Here is a 21,307-nt window from a genome sequence, read left to right as displayed (position 1 = left end):
CAGCATCAGACATTCGCTGATGTACTGGCCTCTGACCAACCGGAGTTGGTGAGAAGTGCTCCTTAGAAAGGAGGTGATCCAGCCGCACCTTCCGGTACGGCTACCTTGTTACGACTTCGTCCCAATCGCCAGTCCCACCTTCGACAGCTCCCTCCCACAAGGGGTTGGGCCACCGGCTTCGGGTGTTACCGACTTTCGTGACGTGACGGGCGGTGTGTACAAGGCCCGGGAACGTATTCACCGCAGCAATGCTGATCTGCGATTACTAGCAACTCCGACTTCATGGGGTCGAGTTGCAGACCCCAATCCGAACTGAGACAGGCTTTTTGAGATTCGCTCCACCTCACGGTATCGCAGCTCATTGTACCTGCCATTGTAGCACGTGTGCAGCCCAAGACATAAGGGGCATGATGACTTGACGTCGTCCCCACCTTCCTCCGAGTTGACCCCGGCGGTCTCCTGTGAGTCCCCATCACCCCGAAGGGCATGCTGGCAACACAGAACAAGGGTTGCGCTCGTTGCGGGACTTAACCCAACATCTCACGACACGAGCTGACGACAGCCATGCACCACCTGTACACCGACCACAAGGGGGCGCCTGTCTCCAGACGTTTCCGGTGTATGTCAAGCCTTGGTAAGGTTCTTCGCGTTGCGTCGAATTAAGCCACATGCTCCGCTGCTTGTGCGGGCCCCCGTCAATTCCTTTGAGTTTTAGCCTTGCGGCCGTACTCCCCAGGCGGGGAACTTAATGCGTTAGCTGCGGCACCGACGACGTGGAATGTCGCCAACACCTAGTTCCCACCGTTTACGGCGTGGACTACCAGGGTATCTAATCCTGTTCGCTCCCCACGCTTTCGCTCCTCAGCGTCAGTAATGGCCCAGAGATCCGCCTTCGCCACCGGTGTTCCTCCTGATATCTGCGCATTTCACCGCTACACCAGGAATTCCGATCTCCCCTACCACACTCTAGCTAGCCCGTATCGAATGCAGACCCGGGGTTAAGCCCCGGGCTTTCACACCCGACGTGACAAGCCGCCTACGAGCTCTTTACGCCCAATAATTCCGGACAACGCTTGCGCCCTACGTATTACCGCGGCTGCTGGCACGTAGTTAGCCGGCGCTTCTTCTGCAGGTACCGTCACTTTCGCTTCTTCCCTGCTGAAAGAGGTTTACAACCCGAAGGCCGTCATCCCTCACGCGGCGTCGCTGCATCAGGCTTTCGCCCATTGTGCAATATTCCCCACTGCTGCCTCCCGTAGGAGTCTGGGCCGTGTCTCAGTCCCAGTGTGGCCGGTCGCCCTCTCAGGCCGGCTACCCGTCGTCGCCTTGGTGAGCCATTACCTCACCAACAAGCTGATAGGCCGCGGGCTCATCCTTCACCGCCGGAGCTTTTAACCCCCGTCCAGGAGGACAGGAGTGTTATCCGGTATTAGACCCCGTTTCCAGGGCTTGTCCCAGAGTGAAGGGCAGATTGCCCACGTGTTACTCACCCGTTCGCCACTAATCCCCACCGAAGTGGTTCATCGTTCGACTTGCATGTGTTAAGCACGCCGCCAGCGTTCGTCCTGAGCCAGGATCAAACTCTCCGTGAATGTTTACCGGTCATCCGGTGCACACACACGAGAGCGGAACCAGGAGAGGAATAGTCTCCCGGTTCACAGCGTCCTCGCTGTGTTATTTCAAAGGAACCTCGCCCCAACCGAACGGTTGGAGACGGGGTATCAACATATCTGGCGTTGATTTTTGGCACGCTGTTGAGTTCTCAAGGAACGGACGCTTCCTTTGTACTCACCCTCTCGGGCTTTCCTCCGGGCTTTTCCCTTCGGTCTTGCGTTTCCGACTCTATCAGATCTTTCCGATCCGATTTCCTCGGCGCTTTCCAGGTTCTCGCTTTCGCGTTTCCCTTTCCGGCGGTTCCGACTTTATCAGAGATTCTGAGTCGGAATTTCCACCCCCTCCGGGGACTGGTTCCGACGCACGAAGCGGTCGGGTTCCCGGTCAGGCGGAGCCGTAAACGTACTGGAGCGGGGCGCCCCGATGCAAATCGAGGCGCCCCGCTCCTGGTTCACGCAGTCGAACGTCCGACGGACCGTCAGACCTCCACCACCACAGGCAGGATCATCGGCCTGCGCCGGTAGGTGTCGGAGACCCACTTGCCCAGGGTCCGTCGCACCAGCTGCTGCAGCTGGTGGGGCTCGACCACACCGTCCTGGGCCGACCGCTCCAGCACCTCCGTGATCTTCGGGATGACGCCTCCGAAGGCGGAGTCCTCGATGCCGGAGCCGCGGGCCTGGATGTGCGGGCCGCCCGTGATCTTGCCGGTGGAGGAGTCCACCACCACGAAGACCGAGATGATGCCCTCGTCGCCGAGGATCTTGCGGTCCTTGAGCGCGGGCTCGCCCACGTCACCGACCGAGAGGCCGTCGACGTACACGTATCCGGCCTGGACCTTGCCGGCGATCTTGGCCTTGCCCTCGATGAGGTCGACGACGACGCCGTCCTCGGCGATGACGATGCGGTCGTGCGGGACGCCGGTGAGGGCGCCCAGTTCGGCGTTGGCCCGCAGGTGGCGCCATTCGCCGTGCACCGGCATCAGGTTCTTCGGGCGGCAGATGTTGTAGAAGTACAGCAGCTCGCCGGCCGAGGCGTGGCCCGAGACGTGGACCTTGGCATTGCCCTTGTGGACGACGTTCGCGCCCCAGCGGGTCAGGCCGTTGATCACGCGGTAGACCGCGTTCTCGTTGCCGGGGATGAGGGACGACGCCAGGATCACGGTGTCGCCGTCGACGATGCGGATCTGGTGGTCGCGGTTGGCCATCCTCGACAGAGCCGCCATCGGCTCGCCCTGGGAGCCCGTGCAGACCAGGACCACTTCGCTGTCCGGGAGGTCGTCGAGGGTCTTGACGTCCACCACCAGGCCCGGCGGGACCTTCAGGTAGCCCAGGTCACGTGCGATGCCCATGTTGCGGACCATCGAGCGGCCGACGAAGGCGACCCGGCGGCCGTATTCGTGGGCCGCGTCCAGGATCTGCTGGATGCGGTGGATGTGGCTGGCGAAGCTGGCCACGATGATCCGCTTGCGGGCACCCGCGAACACCTGGCGCAGGACGTTGGAGATGTCGCGCTCGGGCGGGACGAACCCTGGGACCTCGGCGTTCGTGGAGTCCGAGAGAAGGAGGTCGATGCCCTCTTCGCTCAGTCGTGCGAACGCGTGTAGATCTGTCAGACGGTTGTCCAGCGGGAGCTGGTCCATCTTGAAGTCGCCGGTGTGGACCACCATGCCCGCGGGCGTACGGATGGCCACGGCCAGGGCGTCCGGGATGGAGTGGTTGACCGCGACGAACTCGCAGTCGAAGGGACCGATGCGCTCGCGGTTACCCTCCGCCACCTCCAGGGTGTACGGGCGGATGCGGTGCTCCTGGAGCTTGGCCTCGATCAGGGCGAGGGTCAGCTTGGAGCCGATCAGCGGGATGTCCGGCTTCTCGCGGAGCAGGAAGGGGACGCCGCCGATGTGGTCCTCGTGGCCATGCGTGAGGACGATGCCCTCGATGTCGTCGAGGCGGTCCCTGATGGACGAGAAGTCCGGCAGGATCAGGTCGATTCCGGGCTGCTCCTCCTCGGGGAAGAGCACTCCGCAGTCGACGATCAGCAGACGGCCGCCGTACTCGAAGACCGTCATGTTGCGGCCGATCTCGCCGAGGCCGCCGAGCGGGGTGACCCGCAGGCCGCCTTCGGGGAGCGGCGGGGGCGGGGCAAGTTCAGGATGCGGATGACTCAAAAGACTCTCCTCACCACACGCGCCACGTACCGGTCGGGCACGTGGCGCGCGTGACGTTCGTGCAGAAGCAGTTGTCGTTGTGTGTAGTGCGCAGGCACCGGTGGCCCGCTTATTCAGTTGTGGAGTCTGCTGCGCGGCCGGCGCGCGAAGTCTGGTGTTAGAGCTGTACCCCGCCGGCGGCAAGATCGATCTTGAGCTGCTCGATCTCCTCGGGCGAGCACTCCGCCATGGGGGCGCGCAGGGGGCCGGCCGGCAGGCCCTGGAGGGCGAGCGCGGCCTTCGTCGTCATGACGCCCTGGGTGCGGAACATGCCGGTGTAGACCGGGAGCAGCTTCTGGTGGATCTCCGTGGCCTTCTGGACGTCGCCGGAGACATGCGCGTCGACGAGCGCGCGCAGGTCGGGGGTGACGAGGTGGCCGACGACCGAGACGAAGCCCACCGCGCCCACGGAGAGCAGCGGCAGGTTCAGCATGTCGTCGCCGGAGTACCAGGCGAGGCCGGAGCGGGCGATGGCCCAGCTGGCTCGGCCGAGGTCACCCTTCGCGTCCTTGTTGGCGACGATGCGCGGGTGCTCGGCCAGGCGGACGATCGTCTCGGTGTTGATCGGGACGCCGCTGCGGCCGGGGATGTCGTAGAGCATGACCGGCAGCTCGGTGCTGTCGGCGATGGCCTTGAAGTGCCGGTACAGGCCCTCCTGCGGGGGCTTGTTGTAGTACGGCGTGACGACCAGCAGGCCGTGTGCGCCCACCTGCTGGGCGGTACGGGCGAGCTCCAGGCTGTGGTGGGTGTCGTTGGTGCCGACTCCGGCCACCACGTGGGCCCGGTCGCCGACGGCCTCCACGACCGCTCGTACGAGGTCGGCTTTCTCCGCGTCGCTGGTGGTGGGGGACTCGCCGGTGGTGCCGTTGATGATCAGGCCGTCGTTGCCTGCGTCCACCAGGTGCGCGGCGAGCCGCTGTGCGCCGTCGATGTCGAGTGCGCCGTCCGCCGTGAAGGGCGTGATCATGGCGGTGAGGACCCGCCCGAAGGGGGTCTGCGGAGTGGAGGTCGGAGCCATGGGTTACACGCTACTCGTTGCGCCCGGCCGGGTCTGCCCTCGGGGGGTGCGGGTAAGTCCGGACAAATATGGAGCCCGGCACTGCCTGCTCGGGGGTTCAAGCAGTGCCGGGTCCGTTTGATCAGGCTAGATGAACTTCTCTAAATGCCGCAATACGGACACTTCATGAGGCTGACGCCAGCGGTCGTGCCCTGGTCGCGTTACGGCGCCACGCGGCCGTTCGCATTGAAGGCGGCGTACGTCAGCGGCATGAGCCTGGCCCACTCCGCCTCCATCTTCTCGCCGACCATCTCGATCTCGCGCTGCGGGAAGGACGGGACCTTGGCCAGCTCGTGCTGGGTGCGCAGGCCGAGGAAGTGCATCAGCGAGCGGGCGTTGCAGGTGGCGTACATCGAGGAGAACAGGCCGACCGGGAGCACCGCGCGGGCCACCTCGCGGGCGACGCCGGCGGCGAGCATCTCCTGGTAGGCCTCGTAGGCCTGCCGGTAGGAGTCCTCCATGGTGCGGCCGACCAGCTCCTGCTGGGCCTGGGTGCCCTCCACGAAGACGTACTTGCCCGGGCGGCCCTCCTGGACCAGCTTGCGGGAGGCGTCGGGGACGTAGAAGACGGGCTGGAGCTCCCTGTACCGGCCGCTTTCCTCGTTGTACGACCAGCCCACGCGGTGCCGCATGAACTCGCGGAAGACGAAGATCGGGGCGCTGATGAAGAAGGTCATCGAGTTGTGCTCGAAGGGGCTGCCGTGCCGGTCCCGCATCAGGTAGTTGATCAGGCCCTTGGAGCGCTCCGGGTCCTTCTTCAGCTCGTCCAGGGACTGCTCACCGGCGGTGGAGACACGGGCGGCCCACAGCACGTCGGAGTCGGCCGCGCTGTGCTTGACCAGCTCGACGGAGACATCACTGCGGAAGCTGGGCTTGAGGTCGTCTGCGGGGGTGTCGGTCACGGCTCGGGGGGTCCTTCCATCACTTCTGCGGGGCGGCGCCCACTCTACGGGGCGGCACTGACAACGGGGCGTTCGGTGCCGGGTCGCGACATACGTCAGCGAACGGCAGCGAATTTCTGTGAATTCGGTGAAACCGGGCACCTTTTGGGGCTCTCGCTCGTCTGTGTTGATGACGGTCACCCATACGATCCCGAGAGGAGAAGACCCCCGATGTTCAGTCGGCGCGAGTCCGTACCCTTCGCCTTCCTCGCCGAAGCCGACCGATTCCGCAGCAATGTCGCTCCCCCGCCCCGTGAGCGGGCGTCCGCCGGTCAGATGGCCGGGCGCTGGCTGCTGGGGCTCACCATCGTCGCAGGCCTTGTGGGCTCGCTGGTGGTCGGCATGCCGGCCCTGTCGACCGACACCGGCTCACCGACCCAGCAGTCCCAGGCGTCCCAGGGGCGCTGACCCCTTCGGACCCCCAAGGGTGGTGAGCGGGGACTCGGGTAGATAGCCTCACCGGGCACAGCCCATGCATGGATTGAGTGAGGACCAGCCGTGCCCCTGCCCTTCCTGACGGCCGATCGCGCGTTCGAGGCAGCCGACGACGTCGCGCTGCCTTTCGACGACCACGAGCGCTGGCGGCGGCCCTACCGCCCCGGCCCGTGGCGGGTGGGCGCGGCCGCGCTGTGGCTGCTGCTCGCCTCGTACGTGCTGTTCGCGGCCGTCATCATCGCCCTGACCGGCACGCTCCCCGGCGCCGCTGTCGTCTTCGGCATCGCACTGGCCATCATCGTCGGTGCGCTGCGGCTGCTGCGCATGGGCGTGTGGGTCAGCTCGCGCGGGCTGCGTCAGGTGAAGTTCCTCGTCACGCGGACGGTGCCCTGGGAGCAGATCGCCGCGGTGCGCACGGTGCAGCAGCCGGTGCGTTGGCTGGGACTGCCGCGCACGGTGCAGGGGCAGGCGCTCATGCTCGTACGGCATGGTCGCTCGGCGGACGACGTGCCGATGCTGATGACCACGCACAACGCCGACTTCCTCGCCCGGGTCGCGGCGTTCGAGCGGGCCACCGACTCGATCGAGGCGTGGGCCGCGGAGAACTCGCGCGGCTGACCTCGCGAAGCACGCGAAGGGGCCGGTCCGCAGCTGCGGACCGGCCCCTTCGGCATACGGCCGAGTCAAACGGTTCGGCCGGTCAGACCTCGATGGTCCTGCCGTCGTGCAGGGCGATCGCGCGCTGCATCGCCTTGCGGGCGCGCGGGGTGTCCCGGGCGTCGTGGTAGGCGACCGCGAGGCGGAACCAGCTGCGCCAGTCGTCCGGCGCCTCCTCTGTCTCGGCCTTGCGCCTGGCGAAGACCTCGTCGGCCGAGTCGCGGTCGATGCGCCCGCCGGGCGTGCGCTTCAGCTCGTCGACGGGCAGGCCGCCCTCGGCGTCGAGCTGGGCGGCCAGTGCGTTGGCCCGGCGGACGAACTGGGTGTTCTTCCACAGGAACCACAGGCCGATGACCGGCAGGATCAGCACGGCCACACCGAAGGTGACGGTGAGGACCGTGCCGGACTGGATGAGCATCACGCCACGGCTGCCGACCAGGACGAAGTAGACGACCAGGACGGCGGCCGTTATGGCGTAGGACAGCTTTGCGCGCATCAGCCCAGGTCCAGGAAGTGTTCCAGGCCGAAGGTGAGGCCCGGAGTGGTCACCACGCGGCGGGCGCCGAGCAGGATGCCCGGCATGAAGCTGCTGTGGTGGAGGGAGTCGTGGCGGATGGTGAGGGTCTCGCCCTCGCCGCCGAGGAGGACCTCCTGGTGGGCCAGCAGGCCGCGCAGCCGGACGGAGTGGACGGGGACGCCGTCGACGTCCGCGCCACGGGCACCGTCCAGGGCGGTCTCCGTGGCGTCCGGCGCCGGGGCGGTGCCGGCGGCCCGGCGGGCCTCGGCGATGAGCTGGGCCGTGCGCGTGGCCGTACCGCTCGGGGCGTCGACCTTCTTCGGGTGGTGCAGTTCGACGACCTCGACCGACTCGAAGTAGGGCGCGGCGATCTGCGCGAACTTCATGTTCAGCACGGCGCCGATGGAGAAGTTCGGCGCGATGAGCACGCCGGTCTCCGGGGAGGCGGCCAGCCAGCCGTTCAGCTGCGCGAGGCGCTCGTCGGTCCAGCCCGTGGTGCCGACGACCGCGTGGATGCCGTGGTTCACGCAGTAGTCGAGGTTGGCCATGACCGAGTCGGGCGTGGTCAGTTCGACGGCCACCTGGGCGCCCGTCTCCGCGAGGGACTCCAGCTTGTCGCCCCGGCCGAGGGCGGCGACCAGCTCCATGTCCTCGGCGGCCTCGACCGCCCGTACCGCCTCGGAGCCGATCCGGCCCTTGGCGCCGAGGACCGCCACGCGCAGCTTGCTCATCTCTTGTGCTTCCTTCAGCAGAGGGTTGTCAGGCCACGGCGTCGTTCAGCCGGGACGCCTGCTTGTCCTTCAGCGGGCCGATGACCGACAGCGAGGGCCGCCGGCCCAGGATGTCGCGGGCGACCGAGCGGACGTCGTCCGGGGTCACCGCCGCGATCCGGGTCAGCATGTCGTCGACGGACATCTGCTCGCCCCAGCACAGCTCACTCTTGCCGATGCGGTTCATGAGCGCACCGGTGTCCTCCAGGCCGAGGACGGTGGAGCCGCGGAGCTGGCCGATGGCACGGTCGATCTCGTCGTCGGACAGGCCGTGTTCGGCGACATGGTCGAGTTCGTCGCGGCAGATCTTCAGCACGTCGTGGACCTGGGAGGGCCGGCAGCCCGCGTACACGCCGAACAGGCCGCAGTCGGCGAAGCCCGAGGTGTACGAGTAGACGCTGTAGGCCAGGCCGCGCTTCTCGCGGACCTCCTGGAAGAGGCGGGACGACATGCCGCCGCCCAGGGCCGTGTTCAGCACACCCAGCGCCCAGCGGCGGTCGTCCGTGCGGGCCAGTCCCGGCATGCCGAGGACGACGTGGGCCTGCTCCGTCTTGCGGCCGAGGAGCTCGACGCGGCCCGCGGTGCGCAGGGCGCGGCTGCCGCCCCGCGCCGCGATCGGGGCCGCGTCGCCGTTCTTGAAGGCGCCCGCCTTCTCGAAGGCCGCGCGGACCTGTCGTACGACCTTGTTGTGGTCGATGTTGCCGGCGGCCGCCACGACCAGGTGCGTCGGGTCGTAGTGCTTCTTGTAGAAGCGGCGGATGCGGTCGGCGGTGAGGGCGTTGACCGTGTCGACGGTGCCGAGGACCGGGCGGCCGAGGGGGTTGTCGCCGAACATGGTGTGCGCGAACAGGTCGTGCACGCAGTCGCCCGGGTCGTCCTCGGTCATGGCGATCTCTTCGAGGATCGCGCCCCGCTCGACGTTGACGTCGTCCTCGAGGATGAGCGAGCCGGTCAGCATGTCGCAGACGACGTCGATGGCGAGCGGCAGGTCGGTGTCGAGCACACGCGCGTAGTAGCAGGTGTACTCCTTCGCCGTGAACGCGTTCATCTCGCCGCCGACGGCGTCGATGGCGGCGGAGATGTCCAGGGCGGACCTGCGGGTGGTGCCCTTGAAGAGCAGGTGCTCCAGGTAGTGCGTGGCGCCGTTCAGGGCCGGCGTCTCGTCGCGGGAGCCGACGTGCGCCCAGATGCCGAAGGTCGCGGAGCGGACCGAGGGCAGGGTCTCGGTGACGATGCGCAGGCCGCCCGGGAGGGTGGTCTTGCGGACGGTGCCGATGCCGTTCTCGCCCTTGATCAGGGTTTGGGTACGGGCGACGGCCCGCGCCTCCGAGGAGGTGCGGGCCGTCGTCGTGGAGCTACTCGACGTCACTTGTCGGAGTCGTCCTTCTTGTCCTCGGAGGCGTCGGCCCCGTCCTCGCCCTCGATCACGGGGACGAGGGAGAGCTTGCCGCGGGAGTCGATCTCGGCGATCTCGACCTGGACCTTCTGGCCCACGCCGAGGACGTCCTCGACGTTCTCCACGCGCTTGCCGCCGGCGAGCTTGCGGATCTGCGAGATGTGCAGCAGACCGTCCTTGCCCGGGAGCAGCGACACGAACGCTCCGAAGGTGGTCGTCTTGACGACCGTGCCCAGGTAGCGCTCGCCGACCTCCGGCATGGTCGGGTTGGCGATGCCGTTGATCGTGGTGCGGGCGGCCTCGGCGGCCGGGCCGTCGGCGGCACCGATGTAGATGGTGCCGTCGTCCTCGATCGTGATCTCGGCGCCGGTGTCCTCCTGGATCTGGTTGATCATCTTGCCCTTGGGGCCGATGACCTCACCGATCTTGTCGACCGGGATCTTCACGGTGATGATCCGCGGCGCGTTCGGGGACATCTCGTCCGGCGTGTCGATCGCTTCCATCATCACGTCGAGGATGTGGAGGCGGGCGTCACGGGCCTGCTTGAGGGCCGCGGCCAGGACGGAGGCCGGGATGCCGTCCAGCTTGGTGTCGAGCTGGAGGGCGGTCACGAACTCCTTGGTGCCGGCGACCTTGAAGTCCATGTCGCCGAAGGCGTCCTCCGCACCGAGGATGTCGGTGAGGGTGACGTAGTGGGTCTCGCCCTCGATGTCCTGGGAGATCAGGCCCATGGCGATACCGGCGACGGGGGCCTTCAGCGGCACACCGGCGTTCAGCAGCGACATCGTGGAGGCGCAGACCGAGCCCATGGACGTCGAGCCGTTGGAGCTCAGCGCCTCGGAGACCTGGCGGATCGCGTAGGGGAACTCCTCGCGCGTCGGCAGGACCGGGACCAGGGCGCGCTCGGCGAGGGCGCCGTGGCCGATCTCGCGGCGCTTCGGGGAGCCGACGCGGCCGGTCTCGCCGGTGGAGTACGGCGGGAAGTTGTAGTTGTGCATGTAGCGCTTGCGCGTCACCGGCGACAGCGTGTCCAGCTGCTGCTCCATGCGGAGCATGTTCAGGGTGGTGACGCCCAGGATCTGGGTCTCGCCACGCTCGAACACGGCGGAACCGTGCACGCGCGGGATGGCCTCGACCTCGGCGGCGAGCGTACGGATGTCCGTCACGCCACGGCCGTCGATGCGCTTCTTCTCCTTGATCACGCGCTCGCGGACGAGCTGCTTGGTCAGGGAGCGGTACGCGGCGGAGATCTCCTTCTCGCGGCCCTCGAACTCCGGCAGGAGCTTCTCGGCGGCGAGCGCCTTGACGCGGTCCAGCTCGGACTCGCGCTCCTGCTTGCCGGCGATGGTCAGCGCGGAGGCGAGCTCCGGCTTGACGGCGGCCGTCAGGGCCTCGAGGACGTCGTCCTGGTAGTCCAGGAAGATCGGGAACTCGCCGGTCGGCTTGGCGGCCTTCGCGGCGAGGTCGGCCTGGGCCTTGCAGAGCACCTTGATGAAGGGCTTCGCGGCGTCCAGACCGGCGGCGACGACCTCCTCGGTCGGGGCCTCGGCGCCACCCTGGACCAGCTTGATGGTGCCCTCGGTGGCCTCGGCCTCGACCATCATGATCGCGACGTCGCCGTCCTCCAGGGTGCGACCCGCGACGACCATGTCGAAGACGGCGTCCTCGAGCTCGGTGTGCGTCGGGAAGGCGACCCACTGGCCGCGGATCAGCGCGACGCGGACGCCGCCGATCGGGCCGGAGAAGGGCAGACCGGCCAGCTGCGTCGACGCGGACGCGGCGTTGATCGCCACGACGTCGTACAGGTGGTCGGGGTTGAGCGCCATGATCGTGGCGACGACCTGGATCTCGTTGCGCAGGCCCTTCTTGAAGGACGGGCGCAGCGGGCGGTCGATGAGGCGGCAGGTGAGGATGGCGTCCTCGGAGGGGCGGCCCTCACGGCGGAAGAAGCTGCCGGGGATCTTGCCGGCGGCGTACATCCGCTCCTCGACGTCCACCGTCAGGGGGAAGAAGTCGAGCTGGTCCTTGGGGTTCTTGGAGGCGGTGGTGGCCGACAGCACCATGGTGTCGTCGTCCAGGTACGCCACGGCGGAGCCGGCGGCCTGCTTGGCCAGGCGGCCCGTCTCGAAGCGGATGGTGCGGGTGCCGAAGGAGCCGTTGTCGATGACGGCCTCGGCGTAGTGGGTCTCGTTCTCCACTAGCGTTTTCTCCGTTACTTGTCGTCTTTTGTCCCGTCGCTGCCCGTGTGGCAGGGGGACGGTGGCGGAGAAGCGCTCCGTGCGGTGCGGGCCGGTCTTCGATCGAAGCACCCGGGGCTCGCTCCCCCGGGGGCCACTACCGAGGACCGGCGGCGGCTAGGCGCGCTTCTCCTCTGTTCGTACTCGTCGTGCTGTGTCGTCCGTACTGCGTTGTGCTACCACACTACAAAGCGTGTGTGACACTCCGCATGTTTCCGCACGTACGGTTGACTTTCCGTACGTACGGCAAAGGGAGCGGCTCCCGATCGTCCGGGAACCGCTCCCCTCGTGGCGTCTTACTTGGCGCCCGCCGCACCGCGGCGGATGCCGAGGCGGTCGACCAGCGTACGGAAGCGCTGGATGTCCTTCTTCGCCAGGTACTGGAGAAGGCGGCGACGCTGACCGACCAGGATCAGCAGACCACGACGGGAGTGGTGGTCGTGCTTGTGCGTCTTGAGGTGCTCGGTCAGGTCCGAGATACGGCGCGAGAGCATCGCGACCTGGACCTCGGGGGAGCCGGTGTCGCCCTCCTTGGTACCGAACTCGGTGATGATCTGCTTCTTCGTAGCGGCGTCGAGCGACACGCGTACTCCTCGTGAGTCTTCTGTTGCCACCGAGTGCCCCTGGTCTGCTTCTCAGGGGGGCTTCCGTGACTCGGGAGGCGGGGATCCGCTGGGCGCTTCCCCCAGGTGAACCGGGGGCGCGTACACAAACGGCCGTCACACAGCGTACCAGCATGCGGGCACGCTCCTGACCGGCGGTGCCCCGGGGCACCGCCGGGGTTCAGATGCCGCCGCGGACCTTGCCGTAGACGTCGAGGACGGCCAGGCAGATCGGGATGAGGGAGAGCAGGACCAGCGAGTCGGCGAGGTCCAGCATGCGGCCCCAGAAGGGGGACAGGCCCTTCTGGGGCACGATCAGCGCGATCGCGATCAGCAGCAGCACGCCGACGCCGACGGAGGCGCCGAGCCACAGGGTGCGTACGTTGACCGGGCCGGAGTCGCCCTGGAGCAGATCGATGATGATGCCGGCCGGCGGCGAGATCGCGAGGCCGAGGACCAGCAGGGCGAGCGTGACGACGCCGGCCACGAAGAGGCAGGTGACCTGCGCGGTGTAACGGAACAGGCGGGCCCGCAGCATCGCGGCGAGGCCGGTGCACAGAGCGAGCAGCTGGGCCCAGCCGTTGTCGCTGAAGCCGAGCACCGCGCCGCCGGCGCCGATGATCACCGCGGCGCAGCCGCCGACGAGGCCGAGCAGCAGCTCGTGGCCGCGGCTGGTCTGGGCGACGATGCGCTGGACGTCGACGGCCTCGAGGTCGCCCTCCTGGCCGTCGCGGCGCGCGCGGGCCAGCTCCTCCGGGTTGCGGAAGCCGATCGGCAGCTTGGCGAACCGGGACGACCAGCCGGGCAGGAAGCCGACGACCGCCAGCGCGACGACCGAGGTGCCGGCGGCGATCTCCCGCGGCTCCGCCTCGGTGAGCACCCCGCAGAACACGGCGAGCGTGCCGATCGCGGAGGCCAGCGCGGCGGCGACGAAGGGGGCGTCGCCCTGCGGCAGCAGCATGATCAGTACGACGGAGAGGAGCAGTACGGCGACACAGCCGACGAGGAACTGGATCCTGCCGGGGCCCTCGCCCGCGTCCTGGGGAATGGCGCCGGAGCCCGCGATGAGCGCGTGCGGCAGCGCCGAGATCCCGAGCGCGACGGCGGAGCCGCGGTCGTCGTACACCCGGGCCCGTACGCCGGCCAGTGCCGTCAGGGCGAGCGCGGTCACGCCGGCCAGGATGCCCTGGAGGCCGTGCATGTCGTGCCGTACCGGGTCCGCGAACCAGAAGACGAAGCCGAGCATGACCAGCAGGAGCGAACCGGCGACGAGGCCGGCCACTCGCATCAGGTTGTCGTTCCAGCTGCGGGTGTCCTGCTTGACCGCGGCGGCGATGGCGTCGACGACGTCGTCGTGCACGGCCGGCGGCAGCGAGTCGGCGAAGGTGCGCAGCAGCAGCACCTCGCCGTCCCTGACCCGGTGCTCCAGCAACGAGCGGCTCGCGTCGAGTACTTGGCCCTCGCGGGTCACGAGGTGGTAACCGGCGGGACTGGTGTCCGACTGGACCAGGCCCGAGAGTCTGACGATCTCGGGAAAGAGGTCCTGGACCGGCAGGTCCTCCGGCAGCGCCACATCGACGCGACTGTCCGGCGCTGCGATGGTGATTCGGCAGAAACCTGTCGAAGTCCCCGTGCTCACCTGGTGTTCCCCCTGCTAGACAAGGCTCTTCGCACCGCTCCTACGGCGCGGGTCGCCACCCTATCCGCTGGCACCCCCGCGACAGGACCTGCCTCCCGCATTCCTCCCAGGACCTGCGCCGCATCTCCATCCGCCTCCCTCCCTCGGGCACCCGGCGCATCAGTAGGATCGACCTCTACGCGAACGACGCCTACGCGAACGAAGAATCACGTCGCGGTACACGGGGGCGTCGGTGCCAAGACGTACGTATCAATCGCGAAGGATGAGTGCATCGGTGAGCGTCGTCATCATCAAGCGGCCACCGCGGATAGTGCCACCGGCCGTCCCGGACGGCGAGGTCAAACTGGAGACGCCCCCCGAGATCCCTCGCGAGGGCGACGAGAGCATGCTCATGAACCTGCTGCCCATGATGGGCATGCTGGGTTCGGTCGGTTTCTTCTTCATGCCCAACCTGCCCTCCTATATGAGGGTGGTCGGCGGGCTGATGCTGGCCTCGACGCTGGCCATGGCCATCGCCCAGTTCGCCAAGTCCCGGCAGGGCGGCGGCGCGGGGATGGCCCAGGACCGGCGTGACTACTTCCGCTACCTGGAGCAGGTCCGCAAGGACGTGCACAAGACCGCGGAACTCCAGCGGCAGAGCCAGCTCTTCCAGCACCCCGACCCGGAGCAGCTGTGGGCCGTGGCCGCCGACGGCAAGCGGCTGTGGGAGCGGCGGCCGACGGACGCGGACTTCGCCTCCGTGCGGATCGGGCGCGGTGTGCAGCAGCTCAACACCCCGCTCGTCGCACCGGAGACGGCTCCCAAGGAGGAGTTGGAGCCGCTGACCGCGGCGGCCATGAAGGCGTTCCTCGACGCGCACGGCAGCCTGTCCGACCTGCCGGTCGCCATCTCGCTGCGTGCCTTCTACCACGTGACGATCTGCGGCGAGTCGGACACGGTCTACGGCAACGCGCGCGCGAGCCTGTCGCAGCTGGCGACGCTGCACTCGCCCGAGGACATGATGATCGCGGTGGTGGCGCACCCCTCCGCGGCGGCGGACTGGGACTGGATCAAGTGGCTGCCGCACAGCCAGCACCCGAAGGCCAAGGACGGGGCGGGCTCGTCCCGGCTCCTCTTCGACGATCTCGGGGAGCTGGAGGAGGCGCTTGCGGACCAGCTGGGCGACCGGCCCCGCTGGAACCGTGAGGCCAACCCGGTCTACGACCAGCCGCACCTGATCGTGGTGCTCGACGGCGGCACCGTGCCGCCGGACTCCGAACTCGCCAGCAGCGAGGGCCTCCAGGGCGTGACGTTCCTGGAGATCTCGCCCGGTCCGCTGGAGGAGGAGCTGCGCGCGGGTCTGACGGTCTACGCGAAGCCGGACCGGATGCGGCTGTTCGTCGGCCACGAGTCGGCGTACACCGGCAGGCCCGATGTCCTCAACCAGGCGCAGGCCGAGTCCCTCGCGCGGCAGCTGGCCCCCTTCCGGGTCGGTTCCGCGGAGGAGGGCGAACCGCTGCTGTCCAACCTGGACTTCACGGACCTGATGGGCATCGGCGACGCGGGCACGGTCGACGTCTCCCGCACCTGGCGGCCGCGCACGCTGCACGAGCGGCTGCGGGTGCCGATCGGTGTCGGCGAGAACGGCGAGCCGGTCATGCTGGACCTCAAGGAGGCCTCGCAGGAGGGCATGGGCCCGCACGGTCTGTGCGTCGGCGCCACCGGTTCCGGCAAGTCCGAGGTGCTGCGTACGCTCGTGCTCGGTCTCGCGGTGACGCACTCCTCGGAGACGCTGAACTTCATCCTCGCGGACTTCAAGGGTGGTGCGACCTTCGCCGGTATGGCGGACATGCCGCACACCGCGGCCGTGATCACCAACCTCGCCGACGACCTCACCCTCGTCGACCGCATGCGTGACTCGATCATGGGTGAGACGCAGCGCCGCCAGGAGCTGCTGCGCTCGGCCGGCAACTACGCCAACCTGCACGACTACGAGAAGGCCCGGGCGGCGGGTGCCGCGCTGGAGCCGATGGCGTCGCTGGTGATCGTGCTCGACGAGTTCTCCGAACTCCTCACGGCCAAGCCGGACTTCATCGACATGTTCATCCAGATCGGCCGTATCGGCCGTTCGCTGGGTGTGCACCTGCTGCTGGCCTCGCAGCGCCTGGAGGAGGGCAAGCTGCGCGGTCTGGACACCTACCTGTCGTACCGCATCGGTCTGCGGACCTTCTCCGCAGCCGAGTCCCGTACGGCCATCGGTGTCCCGGACGCCTACCACCTGCCGTCGATCCCCGGTTCCGGTTATCTGCGCTACGACACCGACACCATGGTCCGCTTCAAGGCGGCGTACGTGTCGGGGGCGTACCACGGCGAGGGCCCGTCCCGGGTGCACCGCTCGACGCAGCTGCGGCCCGCGCTGTTCTCGGCGGAGCACGTGGAGCTGCCGCCGCAGCCGGTGATCGAGGAGCCGGAGCCCGACAACCGGGTGGACGACGCGCTCGCGGACACCGTCCTGGACGTGCTCGTCAGTCGCATGATCAACCAGGGTCCGCCGGCGCACCAGGTGTGGCTGCCCCCGCTGGAGGAGGCGCCGTCGCTGGAGCAGATGCTCCCGCAGCTCGCCGTCACCCCGGAGCGCGGTCTGACCGCGCCCGACTACACCGCGCTCGGCCGGCTCAATGTGCCGGTCGGTCTGGTCGACAAGCCGTTCGAGCAGCGGCGTGACGTGCTCTACCGGGACTTCGCGGGCGGTGCGGGCCACGGTCTGTTCGTCGGTGGTCCGCAGTCCGGCAAGTCGACGCTGCTGCGTACGCTCATCTCGTCGTTCGCGCTCACCCACACGCCGTCCGAAGTGCAGTTCTACTGCCTGGACTTCGGTGGTGGCTCGCTGATCTCGATGGAGGAGCTGGCGCACGTCGGCGGTGTCGCGAACCGTCTCGACGCCGAGAAGGTGCGCCGTACCGTCAGTGAGGTCGAGGGCATCCTCAACGCTCGTGAGGAGTACTTCCGCGAGCACAACGTCGACTCGGTCACGACCTACCGGCAGCGCCGGGCTGCGGGCCAGCTGCCGGACCAGGTGTGGGGTGACGTCTTCCTCGTCATCGACGGCTGGGCCACGTTCAAGACCGACTACGAGATGCTGGAGGCGACCGTCACGGAGATCGCGACCCGCGGTCTCGGCTTCGGTGTGCACGTGATCCTGACGGCGAGCCGCTACACCGAGGTGCGGCCGGCGCTCAAGGACATGCTCCAGAACCGCATCGAGCTCAGGCTCGGTGACCCGACGGAGTCGGAGATCGACCGCAAGGTCGCGCAGAACGTCCCCGCGACCGTGCCGGGCCGTGGTCTGACGCAGGAGAAGCTGCACTTCATGACGGCGCTGCCGCGTGTCGACGGCTCCTCGGCGACGGAGGACCTGTCCGAGGCGACGTCGATCCTCATCGGCGGCATCAACGAGAACTGGCAGGGCAACCACGCGCCGGCCGTGCGACTGCTGCCCACGATGCTGCCGGTGGACCGGCTGCCCAAGGGCTTCGAGCACCCGGAGCGCGGTGTCGCCGTCGGTATCGACGAGTCGTCGCTCTCGCCGGTCTTCGTCGACTTCGAGACCGACCCGCTCTTCATCGTGTTCGGTGAGAGCGAGTCCGGTAAGTCCGCGATCCTGCGACTGCTCGTCAAGCAGATCACCGAGCGCTACACGCCGGACCAGGCGAAGATCGTCATGGGTGACTACCGGCGTGCCCACCTGGAAGGCGTGCCCGACTCGCACCTGTCGCGGTACTGCGCCTCGGCGCCCGCGCTCACGGAGACGCTGGAGGGCCTGGCCGGCTCGATGCACCGCCGGATGCCCGGCCCGGACGTCACGCCCGAGCAGCTGCGCAACCGCAGCTGGTACAGCAGCCCGGACGCGTTCGTCATCGTCGACGACTACGACCTGGTGGCGACCGGCGTGAACCCGCTGGCACCGCTGCTCGAGTACCTGCCGTTCGCCCGTGACATCGGTCTGCGCGTCATCATCGCCCGTGCGTCGGGCGGTGCGAGCCGCTCGCTGTACGAGCCGGTGATGCAGCGCATGCGTGAGCTCGGCGCCCAGGGCGTGGTGCTCTCCGGCGACCGGTCCGAGGGCCAGCTGCTCGGCAACATCACGGGAACCCAACTGCCGCCCGGCCGTGGGTACTTCCACACGCGCCGGCGTGGTGGCCAGCTGATCCAGACGGGATGGCTGCCGAACCGGTTCTGACGGGATGGCTTGCCGAACCGGCCCTGAGGGACGGTCGGTCGAACCGGAGGGGCGGTACCCGCGTGGGGTGCCGCCCCTCCCCCGTCGCCGGTGGGGGCTGGGGCTCGCGCGGGCACCCCGGTTAAAGTGGCGGTGCGACAGAAATGACGAGCCACGGGGGGCAGTTGTGCCGTCGGACTACATGGATTCCGATCCCGAGGTCCTCAAGACCGAGGGCTTCCACATGTTCAACGTCGGCCTGGACTTCGGCAAGGCCGTGACAGCCCTGCAGACCGGGCTGACCGCGCTCGAGAAGGGCGACACCCCGCCGTGGGGCGACGACGACATCGGCGAGAAGTTCGGCGTCGTCTACGAGGGCCTGCGCGACGGCATGTACGAGTCGATGGCCAGCCTCGCGGAACGTCTCGCCGGGATGGGCGTCGCCTTCACCAAGATGGGCGTGGCCCACGAGCTGAACGAGGCCGAGCAGGACGCCATCTGGAAGGAGACCACGGCCCAGTACGACGGCCAGGTCAAGGTACCGACCGGGGTCGCGCACGCCAGGTTGCGGCCGCACGACCTCTGATCCGCGACGGGCACGTGCGGGGCGACCGACGTCAGTAGGGTGAGACCCGTACGTCGTTCGCACGTCAGGGAAGAGGCCCAGCGGCATGACCGAGGCAAGCAACAACGAGGTCGGGACTCAGGCCGAGGACATCAAGGCGCGCAAGGAGCGGGAGCGCGACGAGTTGTACGCCCTCGACATCTCCGGTGTCGAGTGGACCTGCGCGCCCGGCACCGAGCAGCACGAGGAGCGCGTCGAGATCGCGTACCTGCCCGAGGGCGCGGTGGCCATGCGTTCCTCCCTCGACCCCGGCACCGTGCTGCGGTACACCGAGGCGGAGTGGCGGGCGTTCGTACTCGGCGCACGGGACGGGGAGTTCGACCTGGAGGCGTCGCCTCGGGGTGGTGGGGTGACGGCCGAGTAGACGGCCGCCGTCCGGCAGCGGGCAGGGTCCTCCACCTGCCCGCCAGACCTGCTCGACGCCTAAGATCAGGGTCGTATCGAACGCGTCCGCGACGGCGGAGGACGGGGACCCATGACCGGCTCGACCGAGGACTACGCACCACACCCCCATATAGGCGGCCGCGACGCCGCGCTGCGCGCGCTGAGCGCATGGCGTGCGTCCGCGCCCGGCGCTCCGCGCGTGGTGGTGCTCACCGGCGGTTCGGGCAGCGGGCGTACGAGGCTGCTCACCGGGTTCCTGATGCTGTGCGATCCGGAGTACCGCAAGCGGCTGCCGCTGGACGAGATGGATCCGTCGACGGTGCCGCCGGACCTGCCCGCGCCCGCGGTACCGACCGCCGAAGGGCTCACCGCCGCACAGCTGCTCTGGCTGCTCGCCGACCACTACGAGCTCGGCGCCGGCAGCACCGAGGACGTGTTCGCCGAACTGGCCGCGCTCGCCGAGCCGGTGACCGTCGTCGTCCCGGATGTCGACCGCGCCGGCCCGGTGCGGGCCACCGGCGAGCCCGCCCGGGTCGTCCGGGAGGTCCTGGCTCCGCTGGCCGCCACCGGGACGGTCCGGCTGCTGGCCGAGGTGCCGCGTCCGCTGGTCGCGGAGCTGACCTCGGGGCTGCCGTCCGGCACCGTGCGGGTCATCGATCTCGACGAGCCGGAGTGGGCCGACCCCGAGGGCCTGGTGCTGCACGCGCAGGCCGCGCTGAACCCGGAGTTCGGCGCACCGGAGCTGCCGTTCACCGTGGATCCCGCCGTACGTCTCGCTCTGGGCGCGGCGATCGGACGCAGGGCCGGGAGCCCGCTCGTCGTCCAGCTCGCCGTCAACGGCATCCTGATGGCTCCGGAGGGCTTCGACCCGGCCGACGAGAGGCATCTGCCGACCTCCGTGGGCGAGGCACTGGACCTGCACGCCGGGCGGCTCGGCGCCGACCCGCGGACGCTCCGGCTCCTGCTGGCGCCGCTCGCCCTGGCCGAGTCCGACGGAATGCCGGTCGGCCTGTGGGCGACGCTGGTCAGTGCGGTCGCCGGGCGGGACATGAGCCAGGCCCTCGCGGACGGGATGCTCCTCGCGGGGCCCTTCGTACAGCCGAGGGAAGAGGAGGCGGCGGACACGGAGGAAGGCCCGCGCATGTCGCTGGGGCTGCTGCACCCGGCCGTCGGGGACGAGATCCGCGCCGGTCTGCCCAGCGTCCGCGCCGCTCAGACCCAGGTCGCGATGGCGCTGCTGGAGGCCGTGCCCGAGCAGGACTGGAGCAAGGCCGACCCGTACGTCCGTGACCACATCGCCGGCCACACCCTGGAAGCCGGCCTGCTCCCCCAACTCCTCACGGACCCCGGCCTGTTCGTGCACGCCGACCCGGTGCCGCTGCGCGCGGCCGTCGAGGCGGTACCGGCGGCGGAGCTGGGCGCTCCGGCCCGGACGTATCTGCGTACGGCTCCTGTGCTGACCCGCACCCAGCCGCCCACGCTGCTGCGCGCCGCGCTGCTGGAGACGGCGTTCGTCGAGGACGGCCTGCCCGAGTACGCCGACGCGATCCACCAGCGGCTCGGCCTCGAACTGCCCTGGCGGACGCTGTGGAGCCTGCCCGTGCCCGGCATCAGCGCCGTCACGGTCGGCAGCCTGCCCCACCTCGACGGTACGGCGACTCCGGTGGCCGTACTGGTGGTCCCGGCGGGCACGCCCGGGGCCCGGCCGGTCGGTGGGCCCGGGGAGGAGTCCCGTGCCGCGGTGCTCGTCCATGGCCTCGTACGACCCGGTGACCTCGGTGACGTCGACCCGGCGCTGATCGTCCGTCCCTCCGAGGAGCAGCGTGCCGCCGCCCCGCTGGGGCTGAGCCGGGGCGCCGACTACCTGCGTGTCTGGGCCAGGGCTGACCAGGAGGTCGTGGCCGCGCTCATCTCGGACACGCCCTTCACCGCCGCCGACCTCAGCCCGGACGGGATCCTGCTCCTCGCGACCGAGCGTGGGGCGAAGGCCCTCCGCATCCGCGCGGCGGACCCGGGGATAGCCTCGTAGACG

At 68.8% G+C, this 21,307-nt stretch carries 15 protein-coding genes and 1 rRNA gene; 6 read left to right on the top strand and 10 right to left on the bottom strand.

Annotated elements, in window-relative coordinates; translation table 11 throughout:
* Positions 1-66: 66 nt before the first annotated feature.
* The 4 genes from PGH47_RS31225 to thyX all read right to left on the bottom strand — a co-directional run bounded on the left by PGH47_RS31225 (position 67) and on the right by thyX (position 5,776).
* Positions 67-1,592: ribosomal RNA gene (locus tag PGH47_RS31225) — 16S ribosomal RNA — on the bottom strand.
* Positions 1,593-2,092: 500 nt separating this feature from the next.
* The gene (locus tag PGH47_RS31220) at positions 2,093-3,778 is read right to left on the bottom strand and encodes a ribonuclease J (protein WP_271666141.1); all 1,686 of its coding nucleotides are present in this window, start codon (positions 3,776-3,778) and stop codon (positions 2,093-2,095) included.
* A 157-nt stretch (positions 3,779-3,935) separates the two neighbouring features.
* The gene (gene dapA, locus PGH47_RS31215; protein WP_030956132.1) at positions 3,936-4,835 is read right to left on the bottom strand and encodes a 4-hydroxy-tetrahydrodipicolinate synthase; all 900 of its coding nucleotides are present in this window, start codon (positions 4,833-4,835) and stop codon (positions 3,936-3,938) included.
* A 200-nt stretch (positions 4,836-5,035) separates the two neighbouring features.
* Positions 5,036-5,776, bottom strand: a complete 741-nt coding sequence (thyX, locus tag PGH47_RS31210; protein WP_093865877.1) for an FAD-dependent thymidylate synthase — start codon at positions 5,774-5,776, stop codon at positions 5,036-5,038.
* Positions 5,777-5,986: 210 nt separating this feature from the next.
* Between thyX and PGH47_RS31205 the strand changes: the two genes are divergently transcribed.
* Both PGH47_RS31205 and PGH47_RS31200 read left to right on the top strand, forming a co-directional pair.
* Entirely contained in the window at positions 5,987-6,223 is a 237-nt protein-coding gene (locus tag PGH47_RS31205; RefSeq protein ID WP_126899454.1) for a hypothetical protein, read from the top strand.
* A 90-nt stretch (positions 6,224-6,313) separates the two neighbouring features.
* Positions 6,314-6,868: a PH domain-containing protein gene (locus PGH47_RS31200; RefSeq protein WP_271666140.1), complete on the top strand. Its 555-nt coding sequence runs from the start codon at positions 6,314-6,316 to the stop codon at positions 6,866-6,868.
* 82 nt (positions 6,869-6,950) lie between these two features.
* Here the strand turns inward: PGH47_RS31200 and PGH47_RS31195 are convergent, their stop codons facing one another.
* From PGH47_RS31195 to eccD, 6 genes are all read right to left on the bottom strand, one after another.
* Positions 6,951-7,403: a hypothetical protein gene (locus PGH47_RS31195; protein ID WP_271666139.1), complete on the bottom strand. Its 453-nt coding sequence runs from the start codon at positions 7,401-7,403 to the stop codon at positions 6,951-6,953.
* Positions 7,403-8,155 carry a 4-hydroxy-tetrahydrodipicolinate reductase gene (gene dapB / locus PGH47_RS31190; RefSeq protein ID WP_125526527.1) on the bottom strand — a complete coding sequence of 251 codons (753 nt, stop codon included), beginning with the start codon at positions 8,153-8,155 and terminating at the stop codon, positions 7,403-7,405. Before dapB ends, PGH47_RS31195 begins: the two co-directional genes overlap by 1 nt.
* 28 nt (positions 8,156-8,183) lie before the next feature.
* The gene (locus PGH47_RS31185; protein ID WP_107902169.1) at positions 8,184-9,563 is read right to left on the bottom strand and encodes a M16 family metallopeptidase; all 1,380 of its coding nucleotides are present in this window, start codon (positions 9,561-9,563) and stop codon (positions 8,184-8,186) included.
* Positions 9,560-11,788: a polyribonucleotide nucleotidyltransferase gene (locus PGH47_RS31180; protein ID WP_271666138.1), complete on the bottom strand. Its 2,229-nt coding sequence runs from the start codon at positions 11,786-11,788 to the stop codon at positions 9,560-9,562. The genes PGH47_RS31185 and PGH47_RS31180 overlap by 4 nt, the downstream gene beginning before the upstream one ends.
* A gap of 335 nt (positions 11,789-12,123) precedes the next feature.
* A complete protein-coding gene (rpsO, locus tag PGH47_RS31175; RefSeq protein WP_020138875.1) occupies positions 12,124-12,411 on the bottom strand; it encodes a 30S ribosomal protein S15 in 288 nt (95 codons plus the stop codon).
* Between the two features lie 199 nt (positions 12,412-12,610).
* Positions 12,611-14,068 carry a type VII secretion integral membrane protein EccD gene (gene eccD / locus PGH47_RS31170; protein WP_271666137.1) on the bottom strand — a complete coding sequence of 486 codons (1,458 nt, stop codon included), beginning with the start codon at positions 14,066-14,068 and terminating at the stop codon, positions 12,611-12,613.
* Between the two features lie 274 nt (positions 14,069-14,342).
* Between eccD and eccCa the strand changes: the two genes are divergently transcribed.
* The 4 genes from eccCa to PGH47_RS31150 all read left to right on the top strand — a co-directional run bounded on the left by eccCa (position 14,343) and on the right by PGH47_RS31150 (position 21,304).
* Positions 14,343-18,287, top strand: a complete 3,945-nt coding sequence (eccCa, locus tag PGH47_RS31165) for a type VII secretion protein EccCa (RefSeq protein WP_271666136.1) — start codon at positions 14,343-14,345, stop codon at positions 18,285-18,287.
* 181 nt (positions 18,288-18,468) lie between these two features.
* The gene (locus PGH47_RS31160; RefSeq protein ID WP_063767554.1) at positions 18,469-18,852 is read left to right on the top strand and encodes a hypothetical protein; all 384 of its coding nucleotides are present in this window, start codon (positions 18,469-18,471) and stop codon (positions 18,850-18,852) included.
* Positions 18,853-18,937: 85 nt separating this feature from the next.
* A complete protein-coding gene (locus tag PGH47_RS31155; protein ID WP_271666135.1) occupies positions 18,938-19,255 on the top strand; it encodes a DUF397 domain-containing protein in 318 nt (105 codons plus the stop codon).
* Positions 19,256-19,366: 111 nt separating this feature from the next.
* Positions 19,367-21,304: an ATP-binding protein gene (locus tag PGH47_RS31150; protein ID WP_271666134.1), complete on the top strand. Its 1,938-nt coding sequence runs from the start codon at positions 19,367-19,369 to the stop codon at positions 21,302-21,304.
* Positions 21,305-21,307: the final 3 nt, after the last annotated feature.

Origin of the sequence: Streptomyces sp. HUAS 31 (assembly GCF_028198125.1) — a bacterium.
Classification (GTDB): Bacteria; Actinomycetota; Actinomycetes; order Streptomycetales; family Streptomycetaceae; genus Streptomyces; species Streptomyces chartreusis.
This window is presented reverse-complemented; position numbering and strand designations above follow the sequence as displayed.